The 18315-nt window shown below is 70.9% G+C and carries 18 protein-coding genes; 11 read left to right on the top strand and 7 right to left on the bottom strand.

Annotation, left to right across the window (positions count from 1 at the left end; translation table 11 throughout):
- Positions 1–552 carry a TIGR03086 family metal-binding protein gene (locus ABFX51_RS19020; RefSeq protein ID WP_346054409.1) on the bottom strand — a complete coding sequence of 184 codons (552 nt, stop codon included), beginning with the start codon at positions 550–552 and terminating at the stop codon, positions 1–3.
- 64 nt (positions 553–616) lie between these two features.
- Here ABFX51_RS19020 and ABFX51_RS19015 point away from each other — a divergent pair, with 64 nt between their 5' ends.
- A complete protein-coding gene (locus ABFX51_RS19015; RefSeq protein WP_346054408.1) occupies positions 617–1360 on the top strand; it encodes a DUF6597 domain-containing transcriptional factor in 744 nt (247 codons plus the stop codon).
- Between the two features lie 37 nt (positions 1361–1397).
- On the opposite strand, the gene ABFX51_RS19010 is transcribed toward ABFX51_RS19015, so the two are convergent.
- The 4 genes from ABFX51_RS19010 to ABFX51_RS18995 form a co-directional block, all read right to left on the bottom strand.
- Positions 1398–1865, bottom strand: a complete 468-nt coding sequence (locus ABFX51_RS19010; protein WP_346054407.1) for a hypothetical protein — start codon at positions 1863–1865, stop codon at positions 1398–1400.
- A 100-nt stretch (positions 1866–1965) separates the two neighbouring features.
- A complete protein-coding gene (locus ABFX51_RS19005) occupies positions 1966–2202 on the bottom strand; it encodes a WD40 repeat domain-containing protein (protein WP_346054405.1) in 237 nt (78 codons plus the stop codon).
- A gap of 79 nt (positions 2203–2281) precedes the next feature.
- Entirely contained in the window at positions 2282–4558 is a 2277-nt protein-coding gene (gene katG, locus ABFX51_RS19000) for a catalase/peroxidase HPI (RefSeq protein ID WP_346054404.1), read from the bottom strand.
- The gene (locus ABFX51_RS18995) at positions 4555–5010 is read right to left on the bottom strand and encodes a Fur family transcriptional regulator (protein ID WP_346054403.1); all 456 of its coding nucleotides are present in this window, start codon (positions 5008–5010) and stop codon (positions 4555–4557) included. The genes katG and ABFX51_RS18995 overlap by 4 nt, the downstream gene beginning before the upstream one ends.
- 145 nt (positions 5011–5155) lie before the next feature.
- On the opposite strand from ABFX51_RS18995, the gene ABFX51_RS18990 reads away from it, so the two are divergent.
- Positions 5156–6562 carry an amino acid permease gene (locus ABFX51_RS18990; protein ID WP_091507256.1) on the top strand — a complete coding sequence of 469 codons (1407 nt, stop codon included), beginning with the start codon at positions 5156–5158 and terminating at the stop codon, positions 6560–6562.
- On the opposite strand, the gene ABFX51_RS18985 is transcribed toward ABFX51_RS18990, so the two are convergent.
- Both ABFX51_RS18985 and ABFX51_RS18980 read right to left on the bottom strand, forming a co-directional pair.
- On the bottom strand, positions 6489–7955 hold the full coding sequence (locus ABFX51_RS18985) for an amidohydrolase family protein (RefSeq protein WP_346054402.1): 1467 nt from the start codon (positions 7953–7955) through the stop codon (positions 6489–6491). The two genes, ABFX51_RS18990 and ABFX51_RS18985, sit on opposite strands and share 74 nt — an antisense overlap.
- Entirely contained in the window at positions 7952–9175 is a 1224-nt protein-coding gene (locus ABFX51_RS18980; RefSeq protein WP_346054400.1) for an MFS transporter, read from the bottom strand. Before ABFX51_RS18980 ends, ABFX51_RS18985 begins: the two co-directional genes overlap by 4 nt.
- 152 nt (positions 9176–9327) lie before the next feature.
- Between ABFX51_RS18980 and ABFX51_RS18975 the strand changes: the two genes are divergently transcribed.
- The 9 genes from ABFX51_RS18975 to ABFX51_RS18935 all read left to right on the top strand — a co-directional run bounded on the left by ABFX51_RS18975 (position 9328) and on the right by ABFX51_RS18935 (position 18299).
- Entirely contained in the window at positions 9328–11661 is a 2334-nt protein-coding gene (locus tag ABFX51_RS18975; RefSeq protein WP_346054399.1) for a molybdopterin oxidoreductase family protein, read from the top strand.
- The gene (locus ABFX51_RS18970) at positions 11658–12140 is read left to right on the top strand and encodes a hypothetical protein (RefSeq protein WP_346054398.1); all 483 of its coding nucleotides are present in this window, start codon (positions 11658–11660) and stop codon (positions 12138–12140) included. The genes ABFX51_RS18975 and ABFX51_RS18970 overlap by 4 nt, the downstream gene beginning before the upstream one ends.
- 147 nt (positions 12141–12287) lie before the next feature.
- Positions 12288–13076 (top strand): HpcH/HpaI aldolase family protein, encoded by a 789-nt coding sequence (locus tag ABFX51_RS18965; protein ID WP_346054397.1) that lies wholly within the window; start codon positions 12288–12290, stop codon positions 13074–13076.
- Positions 13073–13804 (top strand): 3-oxoacid CoA-transferase subunit A, encoded by a 732-nt coding sequence (locus ABFX51_RS18960; RefSeq protein ID WP_346054396.1) that lies wholly within the window; start codon positions 13073–13075, stop codon positions 13802–13804. The genes ABFX51_RS18965 and ABFX51_RS18960 overlap by 4 nt, the downstream gene beginning before the upstream one ends.
- Positions 13801–14457 carry a 3-oxoacid CoA-transferase subunit B gene (locus tag ABFX51_RS18955; RefSeq protein ID WP_346054395.1) on the top strand — a complete coding sequence of 219 codons (657 nt, stop codon included), beginning with the start codon at positions 13801–13803 and terminating at the stop codon, positions 14455–14457. Before ABFX51_RS18960 ends, ABFX51_RS18955 begins: the two co-directional genes overlap by 4 nt.
- The gene (locus ABFX51_RS18950; RefSeq protein ID WP_346054394.1) at positions 14454–15611 is read left to right on the top strand and encodes a thiolase domain-containing protein; all 1158 of its coding nucleotides are present in this window, start codon (positions 14454–14456) and stop codon (positions 15609–15611) included. Before ABFX51_RS18955 ends, ABFX51_RS18950 begins: the two co-directional genes overlap by 4 nt.
- Entirely contained in the window at positions 15608–16003 is a 396-nt protein-coding gene (locus ABFX51_RS18945; RefSeq protein ID WP_346054393.1) for a Zn-ribbon domain-containing OB-fold protein, read from the top strand. The genes ABFX51_RS18950 and ABFX51_RS18945 overlap by 4 nt, the downstream gene beginning before the upstream one ends.
- Positions 16000–16911 (top strand): cupin domain-containing protein, encoded by a 912-nt coding sequence (locus tag ABFX51_RS18940; RefSeq protein ID WP_346054392.1) that lies wholly within the window; start codon positions 16000–16002, stop codon positions 16909–16911. The genes ABFX51_RS18945 and ABFX51_RS18940 overlap by 4 nt, the downstream gene beginning before the upstream one ends.
- Before the next feature lie 32 nt (positions 16912–16943).
- The gene (locus ABFX51_RS18935; protein WP_346054391.1) at positions 16944–18299 is read left to right on the top strand and encodes an MFS transporter; all 1356 of its coding nucleotides are present in this window, start codon (positions 16944–16946) and stop codon (positions 18297–18299) included.
- Positions 18300–18315: the final 16 nt, after the last annotated feature.

Raw genomic sequence — 18315 nt, 5'->3', positions numbered from 1 at the left:
TCAGCCTGCCCAGGCAGGGTTCCGCCCCGTGAGGCCGAGTATTCGGTCCAAAGCCGACGCCGAGGCCGGGACGGGGACCTCGGGCCCGTAGACGCCCATCGCCCTGGCCTCGCCGGCGGTCGCGACCACTCCGTCGTGCAGGCGCTTCAGCAGGTTCTCCGGCAGTTCGAAGGGCCGGCCGGTGGCCCGCGCGAGGTCCCAGCCGTGGACGACCAGTTCGCCGAGGACCATGTCGGCCACGAGCGCGGCCGGCATCTCGGTCGGCCCGCCCATGTGGGTCGTGCCCTCGTGCGAGCCCGGCGAATCCCAGGCGTCGACGAGGTCGGAAACCCGTTCCAGCAGGACGTTTCGCGGGTCATCACCGTCTACTTCGGAGGGTTCGACGATCTGCTTGCGGCCCGCGCCGGCGAGCGACGGAGCCCACTGGGCGAGGTGCCCGACGAGGGCGCGCACGTCGAACTCGGTGCACGGGGTCGGGTCGGTCAGCTGCTCGGGCCGGATGCCCCTGACGACGGTGGCCAGGGCAGCGGCCGCGGTGGAGATTTCGGACATGCCCGCAGGTTAGGACGCGGGCGGCGGGCGCGTATTGAACGAACGCGACATAGAATCCGCTGCCGTGGAAAGGGATGCCCGCGAGCTGGGCGGCGCGTGGGCGAGGTACCAGCGGCTCGGCTACCCCGAGCCGTGCGCGGCGCTGCGGCCGTGGATCGCGCGGTACTGGGTGGTGGACTGGGACTACGAGGAGCCGTACCGGCAGAAGATCGTGCCCTACCCGAACGTGCACCTGTCCTTCCACGACGGCCGCGCCTACGTCAACGGCGTCGCCGGCGGTCACCAGGTCCGGGTGCTGGAAGGCGTGGGGCACGTGCTCGGGGTGGCGTTCCGGCCCGGCTGTTTCCGGCCGTGGCTGGGCACGTCAGTCTCGACGCTGACCGACCGCGTCGTCCCGGCGGAGGAGGTGTTCGGCCCGGACCTGCCGCGTGATCCGGACGTCGGCGAGGTCGAGGAGTTCCTGCTGGCCCGCCTGCCCGCGCCGGATCCGCGGGCCACGGCAGCGGCCGACGCGGTCGCGCTCGTCGCGGACCAGCCGGGCATCACCCGGGTGGAGGAGCTGGCCGAGCGGGCAGGCCTGAGCGTGCGCGGGTTGCAGCGGCTGTTCGCCGAGTACGTCGGCATCGGGCCGAAATGGGTCATCCGCCGCTACCGGCTGCACGAGGTCACCGAGCGCATGGCGGCGGGCGGCGACGTCGACTGGGCCGCGCTCGCGGCCGACCTCGGGTACGCCGACCAGGCCCACTTCGTCCGCGACTTCCGTTCGCTGTTCGGCGAGCCGCCCACCTGGTACGCCCAGCGCTACTGACGTGGGGACCCGGCGCACCGGGTCCCCACGACCCCCTTCACCACCAGGGCGAGGTGCAGCGCGTGGACGACGAGATGCCGTGCACCATGCCGCACGCCCGGAACTGCCAGTTCGGGTCTGAGCTCGTGCGCTGCGCCGCACTGGTCTTCGTGGTGTTGGGGCTGTCCACGGCGAACGGACCGCACTGCAGCCAGGTCCGGCCACCGTCCCGGGTCCAGTCCATCCAGACGAGGTCGCCGGGCTGGTTGGGGGTGAGGATCTTCGCCCACCCGCGCAGCACGCCGCCGACGTAGCCCTTCTGCAGCTCCACCCTGATCAGCCCGCCCGGCACGGTGACGTTGACGAACTCGCCGTTGATCCAGTCGGGGATGTCCACGAAGCCGTTGGCACCGTGCTCGCATTCGCCTGCGGTCTCCGTGCCCGCCGAGGCGGCCGGAGCCATCAGCAACGACCCCGTCAGCGCCGCCGCGAGCGCCAGCACCGCTGCGGCCAGTCGAGTACGCATGAGGAGAACTCCCTTCCTTCGGAGACCTCCTGCCTGGCGGAAGGGGGTTGTCCGGCGCCGGTGCCGCGGGGATCGAACGACAAGGTCCGGACAACCGCGGTCACCCGCAGGGTGGGCGGTAGCCCACTCCGGGGAAGTAGCGCGCGGTCAGCCGGGGGAAGGCCTCGCGGCACACGCGGGCCGCCACCGACTCGACCTCCGTGTCCCACAACCGGATCGTGTGGTCCGCGCCACCGGTCGCCAGCAGCCGCCCGGTGAACGCGACGGCACGCACCGTCTCGGTGTGCCCGGTCAGCGTCGCGAGCAGGCTGGGTCGCCGCGGGTCGGCGATGTCCATGTCGATCGTCCACAGAGGACGCGAAAGGGCCCGGCCGATCGCGGGGACCGGCCGGGCCCGTGCTTCCGTGGTGCCCCGATCAGGCGAGGTCGAAGCGGTCCAGCTCCATGACCTTGGTCCAGGCCGCGACGAAATCGTTCACGAACTTCTCACGCGCGTCGTCACTGGCGTAGACCTCCGAGAGCGCCCGCAGCTGCGAGTTGGAGCCGAAGATGAGGTCCACCGGGGTGGCGGTCCACTTCAGCTCGTCCGTCGCCGCGTCACGGATCTCGTAGACGTTCTCCTCGGTCTCCGACGCCTTCCACCGCGTGCCCGGCGCGAGCAGGTTGGTGAAGAAGTCGTTGGTGAGCACGCCCGGCTTGTCCGTGAGGACACCGTGCTGGGTACCGCCGTGGTTCGTCCCGAGCGCCCGCAGGCCGCCGACGAGGACGGTCATCTCCGGCGCGGTCAGGTCGAGCATGTAGGCGCGGTCGACCAGCAGCACCTCCGGCTGGAGCTTCTCGCCGGCCCGCAGGTAGTTGCGGAACCCGTCGGCACGCGGCTCCAGTACCTTGAACGACTCGACGTCGGTCTGCTCCTGGCTGGCGTCCGTGCGGCCCGGGTGGAACGGCACGGTCACCTCGACGCCCGCGTCCCGCGCGGCCTTCTCGACGGCCGCCGAGCCCGCCAGCACGATCAGGTCGGCGAGCGAGATCTTCGCGCCACCGGCCTCGTTGAACTCGCGCTGGATGCTCTCCAGCTTCTCCAGGACCGGCGCCAGCTGCTCCGGCTGGTTGACCTCCCAGCTGCGCTGCGGCTCCAGGCGGATGCGGGCCCCGTTGGCGCCACCGCGCTTGTCGGTGGACCGGAAGCTCGCCGCCGACGCCCACGCCGTGGACACCAGCTGGGCGGTGGTCAGGCCGGAGTCGAGCACCTTCGCCTTGAGGGCGGCGATGTCGGACTCGCTCACCAGCTCGCCCTCGACGGGCGGCACCGGGTCCTGCCACAGCTGCGGCTCGGCGACCCACGGGCCCAGGTAGCGGCTGACCGGGCCCATGTCACGGTGCAGCAGCTTGTACCAGGCCTTGGCGAAGGCCAGCGCGAACTCGTCCGGGTTCTCCAGGAACCGGCGGGAGATCTTCTCGTACGTCGGGTCGAAGCGCAGCGCCAGGTCCGTGGTGAGCATGGTCGGCTTGTGCTTCTTGTTCGGGTCGTACGGGTCCGGGATGATCTCCGGCGCGTCCTTGGCGACGTACTGCTTCGCGCCGCCGGGGCTCGTGGTGAGCTCCCACTCGTAGCCGAACAGGATCTCGAAGAAGCGGTTGCTCCACTCGGTCGGCTTGTCCGTCCACGTCACCTCGAGGCCACTGGTGATCGTGTCCGGGCCCTTGCCGCTGCCGTGCGTGCTCAGCCAGCCGAGGCCCTGCGCCTCCAGCGGGGCGCCCTCGGGCTCGGGGCCGACGTGGTCGTCGGCGACGGCCGCGCCGTGCGTCTTGCCGAAGGTGTGGCCACCGGCGATCAGCGCGACGGTCTCCTCGTCGTTCATCGCCATCCGGCCGAAGGTCTCGCGGATGAAGTGCGCCGCCGCGAGGAAGTCCGCGCTGCCGCGGGGCCCCTCGGGGTTGACGTAGATCAGGCCCATCTCGGTGGCGCCGAGCTCGGGCACCATCTCCGAGTCGGTGACGTAGCGCTCGTCACCCAGCCAGTCGTCCTCGGGGCCCCAGTAGATCTCCTCGGGCTCCCAGGTGTCCACGCGGCCGAAGCCGAAGCCGAAGGTCTTGAAGCCCATGGACTCCAGCGCGACGTTGCCCGCGAACACGAGCAGGTCGGCCCACGAGATCTTCTGGCCGTACTTCTGCTTCACCGGCCACAGCAGGCGGCGCGCCTTGTCCAGGTTCGCGTTGTCGGGCCAGCTGTTGAGCGGGGCGAACCGCTGCGCGCCGTCGCCCGCGCCGCCGCGGCCGTCGTGGATGCGGTAGGTGCCCGCGGAGTGCCAGCTCATGCGGATCATCAGGCCGCCGTAGTGGCCGAAGTCGGCGGGCCACCAGTCCTGCGACGTGGTCAGGACCTGGATGATGTCCTGCTTGAGCGCCTCGACGTCGAGCTTGGCGAACTCCTTGGCGTAGTCGAAGTCCGCGCCCAGCGGGTTGGACTTCGACGAGTGCGCGTGCAGCACCGTCAGGTCGAGCTGGTTGGGCCACCAGTCGCGGTTCGTGCGCGGGCGGCCCGCGGACTTCGGCGTCGGCGAGCTGATCGCCGGGTTCTCGCTCTCGCTGCCGTGCGAGGTGACGGAGTCGTGCGCGACCGGGCAGCCCGCCGCGGCCTTCTTGTCCACCCCCTGTGCGCTGGAGGGGGTGTTGTCCTGGGAGTCGCTCATCTGCTTGCCTTCCGAGCTCGCTGATCATTGGGGGTGGTTTCGGCCGCGCAGTCGGGGCAGGTGCCCCAGAAGACGACCTCCGCCTCGTCGATCATGAAACCGTGGTCGTCCGAGGCGGTGAGACAGGGGGCGTGCCCCACGGTGCAGTCGACGTCCGCGATGGCGCCGCACGAGCGGCACACGACGTGGTGGTGGTTGTCCCCCACCCTCGTCTCGTAGCGGGCGTTCGCGCCGGCGGGCTGGATGCGCCGCACCAGCCCGGCGTCGGTGAGCGCCCGCAGGACGTCGTAGACCGCCTGGTGTGACACCGACGGGAGTTCGGCCCGCACCAGCGCGATCACCGTTTCGGTGTCGACGTGCGGGTGGTCACGCAGCGCGGCGAGCACCGCCAGCCGTGGCCGTGTCACGCGCAACGAGACGGCCCGCAGCTGCGCTTCGAAGTCCGCCGTCACGCTACGACCCTAGACCAGTTGTCTGGAACAAATCAAGTTTCGCCACGCGGTCGGGTGGTGCGTGATCGGCGTATAACGACGTATTCAGTGCGGCTTTGTGTCAAGGACTTTCCCGGTAGCCACCGACCCTGCCACCATCGGACGGATGAGCCAGGAAGCCGGAGCGGCACCCCGCTCGAGTCTCCGCCAGCGGCACGTCCGCATGATCGCGCTCGGCGGCATCATCGGCGCGAGCCTGTTCATCGGCAGCGGTGCCGTGATCCACACGGTCGGCCCCGCGGCAGTGCTGTCCTACGCCCTCGGCGGCCTGCTGGTCGTGCTGGTGATGCGCATGCTGGGGGAGATGGCCGCCGCGTCCCCGGCGCTGGGCTCGTTCATGGAGTACGCGCGCGAATCGCTCGGCGGCTGGGCCGGGTTCACCATCGGCTGGCTGTACTGGTACTTCTGGGTGGGCGTGGTGGCGTTCGAGGCCGTCGCGGGGGCGAAGATCCTCGTGGGCTGGCTGCCCGCGGTGCCGCAGTGGGTGTTCTCCCTGGCGCTGATGCTGCTGCTGACCGGCACGAACCTCGTCTCGGCGCGTTCGTTCGGCGAGACCGAATTCTGGCTGGCGTCGGTCAAGGTCGCGACCATCGTGGTGTTCCTGGTGCTGGGCACGCTGTTCGTGCTGGGCTGGTGGCCGCACGGCACGTTCTCGGCGGGCAACATCGCGCTCGACGGGTTCTTCGCCACCGGCGGGTTCTCCGTCGTGCACGGCGTGGTCATCGTGATCTTCTCCTACTTCGGCACGGAGATCGTCACGATCGCCGCCGCCGAGTCCGAGGAGCCCGCGAAGGCCGTGACCAAGGCGACGACCACCACCGCCTGGCGGGTGATCCTGTTCTACGTCGGTTCCGTGGCGCTGCTCGTGATGATCACGCCGTGGCGGGACGTGCCGAGCGGGACGAGCCCGTTCGCGGCCGCGTTCGGGCGGTTCGGCATCCCCGCCGCGGAAACCATCGTGAGCGTCGTGGTGCTGACCGCCGCGTTGTCCGTGCTGAACTCCGGCCTGTACACGGCTTCACGCATGCTCTTCGCGTTGCGGCGGCACGCGTGGGCGCCGCGATGGATCGCCGACACCACGAAGCGCGGCGTGCCGTGGAAGGCGATCCTCGTGTCCACTGTGGTCGGTTACGTCGCTGTCGTGATGAGCTACGTCGCGCCGGACACCGTCTTCTACTTCATCATCAACTCGGCCGGCGCGGTGGCGTTGTTCGTGTACGTCATCATCGCGGGCTCGCAGCTGCGGATGCGCCGCAGGCTCGAAGCGGAGGCCCCGGAGCGGCTCACACTGCGGATGTGGGGCTACCCGTGGCTGACGTGGGTCACCCTCGCCGGAGCCCTCGCCGTGGTGGTGTCGATGCTGTTCGTGGCCGACGCGCGGTCCCAGCTGTACCTGAGCGTGCTCAGCCTCGCGGTGATCCTCCTGCTGTACCCGCTCGTCAGGCGCGCACGGGGCGGCCGGGCAGCGCCGCCGGGTCGAGCACACCGTTCCGCACCACCGGCTCCCCGTTGACGAGCACGTGGTCGAAGCCGGTGGTGGGCCGCACGGTGTCGGTGTAGGTCGCGTTGTCGGTGACGGTCGCGGGGTCGAACACCACCACATCGGCGTCCGCGCCCGGCTGGAGGTGGCCCTTGCGCGCCATGGCAGGAACCCCGTGCGCCGCGATCTCCGCCGGGACGAGACTGCACCGGCGGATCGCCTCGGACAGGGTCAGCGCGCCGGATTCCCTGACCAGCAGCCGCAATGTCCGCCCGAACGTGCCCGCGGTCCGCGGGTGGCTCACCACCTCCGGCGGCAGCGGCCACGTCAGCGGGTCCCGTGCACCGCCCCGCCACACCGGCTCCAGCGAGTCGGACGCCACCGCCGTGTCGCCGAACACCATGGCCTTCATCCGGAGTTCGTGGGCGGCGGGGTCGGACTCGTCGAGGAAGTGCACGAACGCCCACTCGTCGCCGTGTTCCGCCCTGGCGCGGCGCAGTTCTTCCGCGTCGGCCATCCGGCGTCCGGTGGTGAGGAGCTGGATCGACGACGGCGTCATCCCGCGGCGCGGCAACAGTTCCGGCGCGAGGAAGGCGGCGCCGATCCCGGTCATCCCGGTGCCGTACGGGTAGGCCTCGGTGGACACCGGCGCCCCGGCCGCGACCGCGCGGGAAATCGTGGCGTGCACGCGGTCCAGGTGCCACCCGGAGGTGCTGTTGACGTGGCAGTAGTGCATGTGCGCCCCGGTCTCGCCCGCGGCGCGGACGACCTCCTCGGCGCCGTCGATCGGTGTTTCCGGGTCCTGCTCCACGAGGTCGCGTGCGTGCGTGTAGGTCGGGCGGCCCGCCCGGGCCGCCGCCGCGGCGACGGCGACGTACTCGGCGGGCGCGACGCGGGGTGCGTAGCCGATCGGGATGCCGATGCCCAGCGCACCCGCCGCGAGGTCCTCCTCGACGAGGGCGATGACGCGGTCGACGAGTGCCGGAGGCGCTTCCCGTTGCCATTCCGGCACGTTCATCGCGATCGCGACGTCTCGCAGCGTGCTCGTCGCCGGTACCCCGCCGACGACTTCCAGCCGTGCGGCGCCCCAGCTCGCCGAGAACCCGTAGTTCACCGGGCGTCCCGCAGCCGCGGCCCGGGAGTACGCCGCCGCGACCGGGTGCCTGCCGACCTCCAGTTCGAGCGCCGTGGTCACGCCGTCGAGCGCCTGCAGCCGCAGCCCGGGGATGTCGTCGCAGTGGCTGTGCAGGTCGACGAAACCCGGGGCCACCACGCGGTCGCGGGCGTCGAGCACCGTCGCACCGTCCAAACCGGACGCTACGGCGGAGATCGTTCCGCCGGTGATCCCGACGTCGAGCACGGCGTCGGTGCCCGAGGCGGGATCGATCACCCTGCCGCCCCTGATGACCAGATCGTGCGTGGTCACGAAACCGCCTCCTTCACCTGCCGTGCCTGCCGCTGGCGCGTGACCAGCGAGATCAGCGCCGCCGCGAGCGTGGTCGCGGCGAGGAAACCGAACGCCGCCCCGAACCCGAAGCGGTCCGCGAGCCAGCCCATCACGAGCGGGGCGAGCACCCCGGCGAGCTGGCCGCCCGTGTTGACCGCCCCCATGCCCGAGCCGACGACGGCCCGTGGCAGCACCCGCAGCGGCAGGCCGACGATGCCGATCGCCGCGAGCCCGTTGACGAACATCGCCAGCGTCTGCAACGTGGTGAAGGCCGTCGTGGACCCGGCTCGCAGCATCAGGACGAGCAGGACGGCCGAGACCACGAGCGCGGGCACCACGAGCCGCCGGGCGCTGCGGTCGAACCAGCGGCTCATCAGCCAGCCGCCCACAATCACCCCGACGGCGTTGACCAGCAACGGGATCGCCGACGACACGCCCGCCGAGACCAGGGACATCCCCTTCGCTTCGACGAGGTAGGACGGCACCCAGGTGATCATGCCGTAGTTCAGCATGTTGTAGCAGGCGAACATCAGCGCGCAGCGCAGCACGAGCCCGTCGCGCAGGGCCACCGACACCCCGACCGAGGCGGCGGGCGCGTCGTCCGGCTCCGTCAGCTCACGGGGCAGCGGTGGGGGCAGCAGCTTCCACAGCGCGAACCCGACGACCAGGCCGGCCGCCGCGACGATCCAGAAGGTGTGCCGCCACCCCGCGAGCACCACGAGCGGCGCGACGACGAGCGGCCCGAGCCCCGCGCCGACGTTGTTCGACGCCAGGATCAGGCCGGCCGCCCGGCTGCGGGCCTCGCGGGTGGTGCGTTCGGCCAGCGCCTTGAACGACGCGGCCGGGAACAGGGCCTGTGCGAGCCCGAACAGCGCCCGCAGCACGAGCAGCACCACCAGGCCGGGGGCGAGCCCGGTCGCGGCGGTGAACACCGACCACGCCAGCAGCGAGACCACCAGCAGCGGGCGGGCACCGGCCCGGTCGGCGAGCAGGCCGCCCGGCAGCTGGCCGAGCAGGTAGGCGATCGCGAACGCGGACACGACGAGCCCCTGCCCGGTGTGGCTCAGCCCGAACTCGGCGCCGATCAGCGGCAGTGCGATCGCGATCATCACGCGGTCGATGTAGTCGATGATGTAGACACCCGCGAGCAGGGCGACCGTGGTCCGCCCCGTCCGCCGGACGGTGTTGTCGGGGCTCAAAGGCGCTCCTTCCGCCGCAGGGGATCGAAGCATTGTCCGATCACCAACCGTGTCCGTGGTTCGTCCGGTCGTCACCGGTGATCGGCGGGTTTTCGGTCGTGCGGACGAAGCCGTCCGGTTTCGGAAGCCGCTCGAGCGGGTACGACGCGGAGGTGAGCCGGGACGTCATCGCCGACCCGTGGGGGCCGCGTACGCCTTACGGGCCGGGGGAGCGGTGGCCCGTGCGCGTCGACTCGCACCTCGCGGAGGGACTGTCCGAGGAGGACGTCGACCGGTGGGTGCCGACGGCGGCGGTCCTGCACTCCAACGGCGACGGCATGGAGCTGGCCGTGAAGGACGGGCGGATCGTCGGAGTCCGCGGCCGGGCCGATGACCGCGTGAACCACGGCCGGCTCGACGTCAAGGACCTCTTCGGCTGGCAGGCGAACAACGCGGGCGACCGGCTGACCGTGCCGCTGGTGCGGCGCGAGGGCCGCCTCACCGAGGCGAGCTGGGACGAGGCGATGGGGCTGGTCGTCGAGCGCAGCAAGCGGTTGCTGGCCGAGCAGGGGCCCGGCGCGCTCGGCTTCTACACCAGCGGCCAGCTGTTTTGCGAGGAGTACTACACCCTCGCCGCGATCGCACACGGGGCGATCGGGACGAACCACCTGGACGGGAACACGCGCCTGTGCACCGCGACCGCCGCGGCCGCGCTGAAGGAGACCTTCGGCTGCGACGGGCAGCCCGCCTCCTACACCGATGTGGACCACGCCGACGTCATCGCGTTGTTCGGGCACAACGTCGCGGAGACGCAGAGCGTGCTGTGGATGCGGATCCTCGACCGGCTGGCCGGTCCCGAGCCGCCCGCGCTGCTGTGCGTCGATCCTCGGGACACCCCGGTCGCGCGTGCGGCGACCCTCCACCTCGCCCCGCTGCCGGGCACGAACGTCGCCCTGATGAACGGGTTGCTGCACGAGATCATCGCCCACGACTGGGTCGACCACGACTACGTCCGCGAGCACACGGTCGGCTACGACGACCTCGCCGCGCTGGTGGCCGACTACCCGCCCGAGCGCGTCGCGGAGATCTGCGGTGTCGCCCCGGAGCGGATCCGCGAGGCCGCCGCCCTCCTCGGCCGGGCCGAACGCTTGCTGTGCACGGTGTTGCAGGGTTTCTACCAGTCCGCGCAGGCGACCGCGGCCGCCGTGCAGGTCAACAACGTGAACCTGCTGCGGGGGATGCTCGGCAAGCCCGGGTGCGGGGTGCTGCAGATGAACGGGCAGCCCACCGCCGAGAACACCCGGGAATGCGGCGCGGACGGAGATCTCACCGGCTTCCGCAACTGGGCCAACGACGCCCACGTGGCCGAACTGGCGGAGCTGTGGAAACTTGAACCGCTGCAGATCCCGCACTACGCCCCGCCCACGCACGCGATGCAGATCTTCCGCTACGCCGAGAACGGCACGCTGCGGATGCTGTGGGTGTCGGCGACGAACCCGGCGGTGTCCCTGCCCGAGCTGCGGCGGATCCGTTCCGTGCTGTCACAGGAACGGCTGTTCCTCGTGGTGCAGGACGCGTTCCGCACCGAAACCGCCGAGCTGGCCGACGTCGTGCTGCCCGCCGCGATGTGGGGCGAGAAGACCGGCGTGTTCACCAACGCCGACCGCACCGTGCACCTGTCGGACAAGGCCGTGGAACCGCCAGGGGAAGCCAAACCCGACCTCGACATCTGGCTCGATTACGCCCGTCGCATGGACTTCCGTGACAAGGACGGGCAGCGGTTCCCCGCGTGGCACGACGCGGAATCCGCTTTCGAAGCCTGGAAACGCGCCAGCGCGGGACGGCCGTGTGACTACAGTGGACTGTCCTATGAGAAGCTCCGTCAAGGCGGGGTTCAGTGGCCGTGCACGCCCGAGCGTCCCGAGGGGACTGAACGGCTTTACGCCGACGGGAAGTTCTTCGCCCACCCCGACTACTGCGAGGCCTACGGCCGGGACCTGATCACCGGTGCGCCCGCCGAGCCCGACGAGTACCGCGCGGCCAACCCCGACGGCAAGGCGATGCTCAAGGCCGCCGAATACGTCGAGTCGCACGAAACGCCGTCCGCCGAATACCCCTTCGCGTTGATCACGGGCCGGACCATCTACCAGTTCCACACCCGCACCAAGACCGGTCGCACGCCCGAACTCCGTGACGCGGCACCGGAATCATGGGTCGAGGTGTCCGAAGTGGACGCAGCGAAGCACGATCTCGTCGAAGGCGAACTCGCCGAGATCACGACTCCACGCGGCGTGGTACGGGCGCGGGTGCGGATCGGCGGAATCCGCGAAGGCGTGCTGTTCCTGCCGTTCCACTACGGCTACTGGGACACCGGCGACCCGGCCGGTCAGGATGGGCACCGTGCCGCCAACGAGCTGACCAGGACGGACTGGGACCCGGTGTCGAAGCAGCCGCTGTTCAAGACGGCCGCCGCGGTGATCGCCAGTGCGGACGGGGGAGAGCGATGAAGCTCGGGCTCGCCCTCCGGGAACTGCACCGCGCGGAGAAGGCGCTGGTGCGGGACCTGCTCAAGGTGTCCGACCGGCACCACGCGGAGCCGGAGGTCTCCCAGGTCACCCGTGACCTCGCCACCTGGTCCCGCGATCACGTGCGCTCGCTGGCGGACGCGGCCCGCTCGTACGACGTGGAGCTGTCGGCGGAGGTGCGGCAGACGTCCGGCCCGCTCGCGCCGGTGCGCACCGCCGTGAGCGACCTGCTCAGCTCCCGTGCCGAGCCGGGGCTCCTGCTGCTGGCCGACCTGCGCCGGCTGCACCGGGCTTGCGCGGGCGTCTCGCTCGACTGGGAGCTGCTCGCCCAGGGCGCGCAGGCCGCCAAGGACGGCGACCTGCTGGCGCTCGCGAGCCGCTGCCACCCGCAGACCCTGCGGCAGCTCAAGTGGACCAACGCGATGCTCAAGCAGCTGTCCCCGCAGGTGCTGACGAGCTGACCGCGTCCGGTCGGATATTTCCCTGACTTCTCCGTAGTTCGTGCCTGTCCGGCGCGCGCACCCGTTCTTGCCTGGACGGGCGATTCATGCAATCCTCCTCATATCGCGAACAGCCTGTTCGTATAACGAACTGAAGCATCAACGGAGATGATCGTGTTCCAGCAGCTGCTGAAGTCGTCCGGACCGCCCCTGATCGGCACCTTCGTCAAGCTCCCCGCGCTGGAGGTCGCCGAGATCATCGGCGCCGCGGGCTTCGACTTCGTCGTGATCGACACCGAGCACGCCCTGCTCTCGGTCCGCGACGTGTACTCGCTGGTGGTCGTCTACTCCCGGCTGAACGTCGCGCCGCTGGTGCGCATCACCGACCACGGCTACGGCGACGGTCAGCGCTACCTCGACGCGGGCGCCGCCGGGATCCTCGTGCCGCACGTCTCCAACGCCGCGCAGGCGGAAGTGACCATGAAGCAGTTCCTGTTCCCGCCCGCCGGAACGCGGGGGATGGGCTACGCGGCGCGGGCCGGGCTGTGGGGCAGTCTCGACGGCGGACCGGCCGAGTACGTGCGCACGGGACAGGAGGACGTCGCGCGCGTCGCGATGATCGAGGAGCGGGAAGCCGTCGAGGACATCGACGGGATCCTCGCCGCGCCCGGGGTGGACGCCGCGTTCATCGGCCCCGGCGACCTTTCGCTGAGCATGGGCGTGCCCGGCGGTTCGCCTCCGGTGCACGAAGCCGTGACCAGGTCGATCGAGGCGGCGGTCCGCGCCGGGGTCCCGGTCGGCACGGTGGTCCAGGGCGAGGAGCAGTTGCGCCTGCGGGCGGGGCAGGGGTGCCGGTTCCTCTTGGTGGGCAACGACACCGGGATGCTCTCGGGTGCCGCGCGCCGCACCCTCGCGCAGGCCCGCGAAGCCGTCGCCGAGCCGGCGGGCGTCCGGTGATCGACAAGATCCGCCCGGACGCGGCGGCCACTGTGGACGGTGTGCACGACGGTGCTGTGGTGGCGATCGGCGGCTTCGGCCAGGCCGGGGTACCCGTCGACCTGATCGACGCACTGTGCGAGCGGGACGTGCGCGACCTGCACGTCATCGCGAACAACGGGGGACAGGGCCTGCCGGGCGAGCGGGGCATCGGCAGACTGCTGCGGGAGAACCGCGTCAGCCGTTTCTCCTGTTCCTTCCCGGTCAACCCCGCCTTCTTCGAACGGTACTTCTCCGGCGAGGTCGAGATCGAGCTGGTGCCGCAGGGCACGCTCGCGGAGCGCCTGCGGGCGGGCGGTGCCGGGCTGGGCGGGTTCTACACGCCGACCGCGGCAGGGACGCTCCTTGGCGACGGCGGTTTCGTGGTCCGCTACCGCGAGCACGGTGAGCCGGAGAAACTGCTGCCCCGCAAGGAAAGCCGGGTGATCGACGGCCGCACCTACGTGTTCGAGTCCCCGCTGCGGCCGGATTTCGCGCTGGTGAAGGCACACCGGGCGGACCGGTACGGCAACCTCAGGTTCCGGTTCGGCGCCCGCAACTTCAACCCGCTCGCCGCGATGGCCGCACGCACGACCATCGCGCAGGCCGATCACGTCGACCACACCGGCACGCTGGACCCCGACGACGTCCACCTGCCCGGTCCGTTCGTCGACCACGTGGTCGCGACCACGCTGGAGCTCGCCCGATGACCGCCGGGCTGAGCAGGGCGCAACTCGCCCGTCGCGTGGCCGACGACCTGGAGGACGGCTGGTGCGTCAACGTCGGCATCGGAGCGCCCCTGCTGCTGCCGGAACAACACACCCCTGGCAAGGAGATCCTGTACCACTGCGAGCACGGGCTCCTGGGCGTCGGCCCGGCACCGGCCGGGGAGCCGGACCCGGACGTCACGGACGCCGGCAAGAACCCGGTGACCTTGCTCGACGGCGCCGCGTCGTTCGACTCGTCGCTGTCCTTCGCCATCGCCCGCGGCGGGCGGCTGGACCTCTGCGTCCTCGGCGCGTTGCAGGTGGGGGAGAACGGTGACCTGGCGAACTGGCTGGTGCCCGGCGGCAACCCCGGCGTCGGCGGGGCGATGGACCTCGCGGTCGGCGCCCGCCGCGTCTGGGTGATGATGACCCACCTCGACAAACGCGGAAATCCCAAGCTGCGCAAGCGGTGCACGTTCCCGCTCACCGGGCGTGGAGTGGTCGACCGCGTTTACACCGACCTCGCCGTCTTCGAGTTCGTCGACGGCGTCCTGACCCTGCGCGAATGCGCTCCCGGCGTGACCCCGGAGGACCTCGTCCCCCTGACCGAAGCCACCTACCGGATCGACCTGCAGACCCGAGGAGTACCCGCATGACCAGAGCGGCGACGGCGCGGATAGCCGGTGCCTACGAACATCCGCGACGCAAGATCCCCGACCGGACCGTGCCCCAGGTGCTCGCCGAGGTCGCGTACGGCGCGCTCGCCGACGCCGGGCTGGGCATCGCCGACGTGGACGGTTTCCTCTGCTCCGAGGTGCCCGGGCTGGGCTCGGTCGCGATGGCCGACTACCTCGGGCTCACGGACTTGTCCTATGTGGACGTGACCGAGGGTGGTGGCGCGTCCTACCTGATGCACGTGGGGCACGCCGTCGCCGCGGTCGCGGCGGGCAAGTGCCGCGTCGCGCTGGTGGCGATGGCAGGGCTGCCCCTGTCCGGCGGCGGCACCTCCGGTGGCGCCCCCGGACCCGAGCACCCCTACGAGTCGGGTTACGGCGTGACCGTGCCCGCCGGGTACGCGCTCGCAGCGCGGCGGCACATGCACGAGTACGGCACCACGTCCGAGCAGCTCGCGGAGATCAAGGTCGCGGCCGCCCACCACGCGCAGTACAACCAGAACGCCGTGCTGCGCAAGCCCGTCACGATCGAGGACGTGGTCGGCTCGCCGTTGATCTCCGATCCGTTGCACCGCCTGGACTGCTGCATCACGACCGACGGCGGCGGCGCGCTCGTCGTCGTGTCCGAGGACGTCGCGCGGAGCCTGCTCGGCCGGACCGTCAAGGTGCTGGGGCACGGGGAAACCGTGAAGCACAGTGAAACGGGCCGGATCGACCTGACGTACACCGGGGCCGCGGTGTCCGGCCCGCGGGCCTTCGCCGAGGCCCGGCTGACCCCGCGCGACGTGGACTACGTGTCGATCTACGACTCCTTCACCATCACGGTCCTGATGAGCCTGGAGGATCTCGGGTTCTGCGAGAAGGGCAAGGGCGGTGCCTTCGTCACCGGCGGCACGCTCCAGGGGCCGGACGGCCTGCTGCCGTTCAACACCGACGGCGGCGGGTTGTGCAACAACCACCCGGACTTCCGGGGCGGCATGATCCGCACCATCGAAGCGGTCCGCCAGCTGCGGGGCGAGGCGGCGCCGGAGGTCCAGGTGCCGGACTGCCGGATCGGGCTGGTCCAGGGCCACGGCGGCAACCTCGGGTTCCGCACCGCCGCGGCCACCCTGCTGCTGGGAGCGGAGGACGCATGAGCACCCAGGACCCCGTACTCGACCGGTTTTCCGCCGGTCTCGCTGAGCGCAGGCTGGAACTCCCGCGCTGCGCGGACTGCGGCACGCTGATCTGGTACCCCCGGGCCCGGTGCCCGCACTGCATGTCCGCGAACCTCACCTGGGAAGCGCTTTCCGGCGAGGGGACGGTCTACTCCTACACCATCAACCGCCGCGGCCAGGGCGAGTACGCCGGACGGGACCCGTTCGTCATCGCCTACATCGAGCTGGCGGAAGGCCCACGCGTTCTGTCGCATGTGGACATCGAGGACCCGGAGACGCTGCGGGTGGGCGACCCGGTCCGGTTCAGCGGTGGCCTGGCACCGGACGGGAAAGTGCGGCTGAGGTTCGAACCCGAAGGGCAGGAAGCATGACGTACACCAAGGACGACCCGCGTTCGGCGCTGTCGCAGAGCAGCGGCGGCAAACCCGGCGGCCCGGTCGCCGCACCCGAGTTCCTCGACTTCTCGGTCACGCTCCCCGATGTGACCACCGGAGCGGGCAGCAGGCAGTGGCTCGTGCGGGGCCAGAACTTCGTGCTCATCCACACCGAACCGGCACCGGGCGACCTCATCTGGTCCGCGGACCTGGCCAGTGAACAGGTCGTGCTGCTGATCGACGAGAACAGCGCGCTGCGTGGGGCTTCCGGGGGTGAGACACACGCCGTGACGGGACCCGCGCTGGTCGTCATCCCGCCGGGGAGCAGTGAAATCGTCAGCACGGGCAGCGGCCCGATCGTCCAGCTGCTGCAGTCCGACGAGGACGAGTGGGCGAAGCGGGCGTCCAATGCGGACTCCTACGCCGAGCCGCACCCCCACGTCGCACCGCTGGAACCGTGGCCCGAACCCGTCGGCGGCTACCGCTGGCGCACCTACCGGATGGCCGACGTGCCCGACCAGCCGGGGCGGTTCGGCCGCCTCTTCCGCACCCGCGCGTTCATGGTCAACTTCTTCAAGCCCGGCCACGGGCCGAGGGACCCGCACAAGCTGTCGCCGCACTTCCACGACGACTTCGAGCAGTGCAGCCTCGTCGTGGCCGGGACGTACATCCACCACATCCAGACCCCGTGGGGGACCGACGCGACGACCTGGCGGCCCGAGGACCACGTCCGCGTCGGCAGCCCGTCGGTGACGATCATCCCGCCGCCGACCGTGCACACGTCCCAGGCGATCGGGTCCGGGGCGAACCACCTGATCGACATCTTCGCCGGTCCGCGTGCCGACTTCTCCGCCCAGCCCGGCTGGGTGCTCAACGCCGACGACTACCCCGCACCCCGCGGCTGACCCCGCGTCCTTCAGCGCCGAAGGGAACCGCCATGTCCTCCAACACCGACGTCCCGGCCACCACCGCCGACACCAGCTTGCGGGCCCGCAGACGGCGGGCCATCACCAGCGCCTGGGCCGGTTTCGCCATCGACTCCTACTCCATCTACGTGGCCTCGACCTCGCTGCTGCCCGCGATGGTCTACTTCCAGGCCAACCTGTCCCCGAGCCAGCTGTCGGTGTTCGTCGGCATGACCTTCGCCGCGACCCTGCTCGGCCGGCCGGTCGGGGCACTGCTGTTCGGCCACTTCGCCGACCGGATCGGCCGGCGGAAGGTCGGCTCGATCACCATCTACGGCTTCGGCACGATCTCCCTGCTCATCGCCCTGCTGCCGGGCGCCGAGCTGGTCGGCGCGGGACTGGCGACCGCGCTGCTGATCGGGCTCCGGTTCATCGAGGGCATCTTCCTCGGCGGCGAGTACACCGCGGCGACCCCGATGGCGCTGGAGTACGCGCCGAAGGGCCGCCGCGGGTTCACCGGCGCCCTCATCCAGTGCTCGGCCAGCGGGGGCCCGTTCGTGGTCGCCGTGGTCACCACGCTGGTGCTGGTGTTCGCGCCGAACGCCGGGCTGCACTCGCCCTACGTGCAGTGGGGCTGGCGCATCCCGTTCCTCATCGGCGCCGTCCTGTCCTGGCTGGTCGCGTGGTTCCTGCGGCGGCGGGTCGAGGACTCCGACGTGTGGAAGGAGACGGCGACGACGAAGTCCCCGCTGCGGGACATGCTCCGCGGCGCCTCCGGCCGGGCGTTCGTCCAGTCCTACGTCATCATGACCGGCGTCTTCTTCGCGGTGAACATGCTCGGCAGCGTCATGCCGCAGCTGTTGTTGTCCAACAAGGGGTTCACCGCCTCCGACCTCGCGCACACGCAGCTGATCAACGCCTGGCCCGGTATGGCGACCTACCTGTTCTACGGCTGGCTGAGTGACCGCATCGGGCGCAAGCGCGCGCTCTACATCGCGGCCACGACGACGGTCGTGCTCACCCCGGTCACGCTCACGCTGATGGGCGGCGGGCACGTGCACGGCTGGCTCCAGCTGACCGTGCTGGCCTCGCTGACCAACGTGTTCATCGTCGGCTCGCTGGGCGTGCTGCCCGCCTACATCAACGAACGCTTCGCCACCGCCGTCCGGTCCTCGGGCTGGGGCGTGGCCTACAGCACCGCCGTCATCATCCCGGCGTTCTTCTCCTACTACCAGCTCTGGCTGTCGAAACTCGTGCCCTTCGCCTACACCGCCGGCATCCTGTCGGCCTTCGGCGGCCTGCTCATCCTGCTGGCCGTCCGGTCGGGCCCGGAGACCCGCGGGGTCGACCTGAACACGGTGGGCGAGAAGGCCGTGGCGCAGTCGTGACGTCTCCCGTGAAGGC

Origin of the sequence: Amycolatopsis dongchuanensis, assembly GCF_039542405.1 — a bacterium.
Lineage (GTDB): Bacteria > Actinomycetota > Actinomycetes > Mycobacteriales > Pseudonocardiaceae > Amycolatopsis_E > Amycolatopsis_E sacchari.
The sequence above is the reverse complement of the archived record's forward strand: the minus strand, read 5'-3'. Positions and strand labels throughout refer to the sequence as shown.

Bases quoted from the DNA above. Each gene is read 5' to 3' on its own strand.
- ABFX51_RS18965 (WP_346054397.1), top strand. From the start codon at position 12,288: ATGATCGTGTTCCAGCAGCTGCTGAAGTCGTCCGGACCGCCCCTGATC.
- ABFX51_RS19010 (WP_346054407.1), bottom strand. From the start codon at position 1,865: ATGCGTACTCGACTGGCCGCAGCGGTGCTGGCGCTCGCGGCGGCGCTG.
- ABFX51_RS18990 (WP_091507256.1), top strand. From the start codon at position 5,156: ATGAGCCAGGAAGCCGGAGCGGCACCCCGCTCGAGTCTCCGCCAGCGG.
- ABFX51_RS19005 (WP_346054405.1), bottom strand. From the start codon at position 2,202: ATGGACATCGCCGACCCGCGGCGACCCAGCCTGCTCGCGACGCTGACC.
- ABFX51_RS18935 (WP_346054391.1), top strand. From the start codon at position 16,944: ATGTCCTCCAACACCGACGTCCCGGCCACCACCGCCGACACCAGCTTG.
- ABFX51_RS18955 (WP_346054395.1), top strand. From the start codon at position 13,801: ATGACCGCCGGGCTGAGCAGGGCGCAACTCGCCCGTCGCGTGGCCGAC.
- ABFX51_RS19020 (WP_346054409.1), bottom strand. From the start codon at position 552: ATGTCCGAAATCTCCACCGCGGCCGCTGCCCTGGCCACCGTCGTCAGG.
- ABFX51_RS18945 (WP_346054393.1), top strand. From the start codon at position 15,608: ATGAGCACCCAGGACCCCGTACTCGACCGGTTTTCCGCCGGTCTCGCT.
- katG (WP_346054404.1), bottom strand. From the start codon at position 4,558: ATGAGCGACTCCCAGGACAACACCCCCTCCAGCGCACAGGGGGTGGAC.
- ABFX51_RS18970 (WP_346054398.1), top strand. From the start codon at position 11,658: ATGAAGCTCGGGCTCGCCCTCCGGGAACTGCACCGCGCGGAGAAGGCG.
- ABFX51_RS18950 (WP_346054394.1), top strand. From the start codon at position 14,454: ATGACCAGAGCGGCGACGGCGCGGATAGCCGGTGCCTACGAACATCCG.
- ABFX51_RS18940 (WP_346054392.1), top strand. From the start codon at position 16,000: ATGACGTACACCAAGGACGACCCGCGTTCGGCGCTGTCGCAGAGCAGC.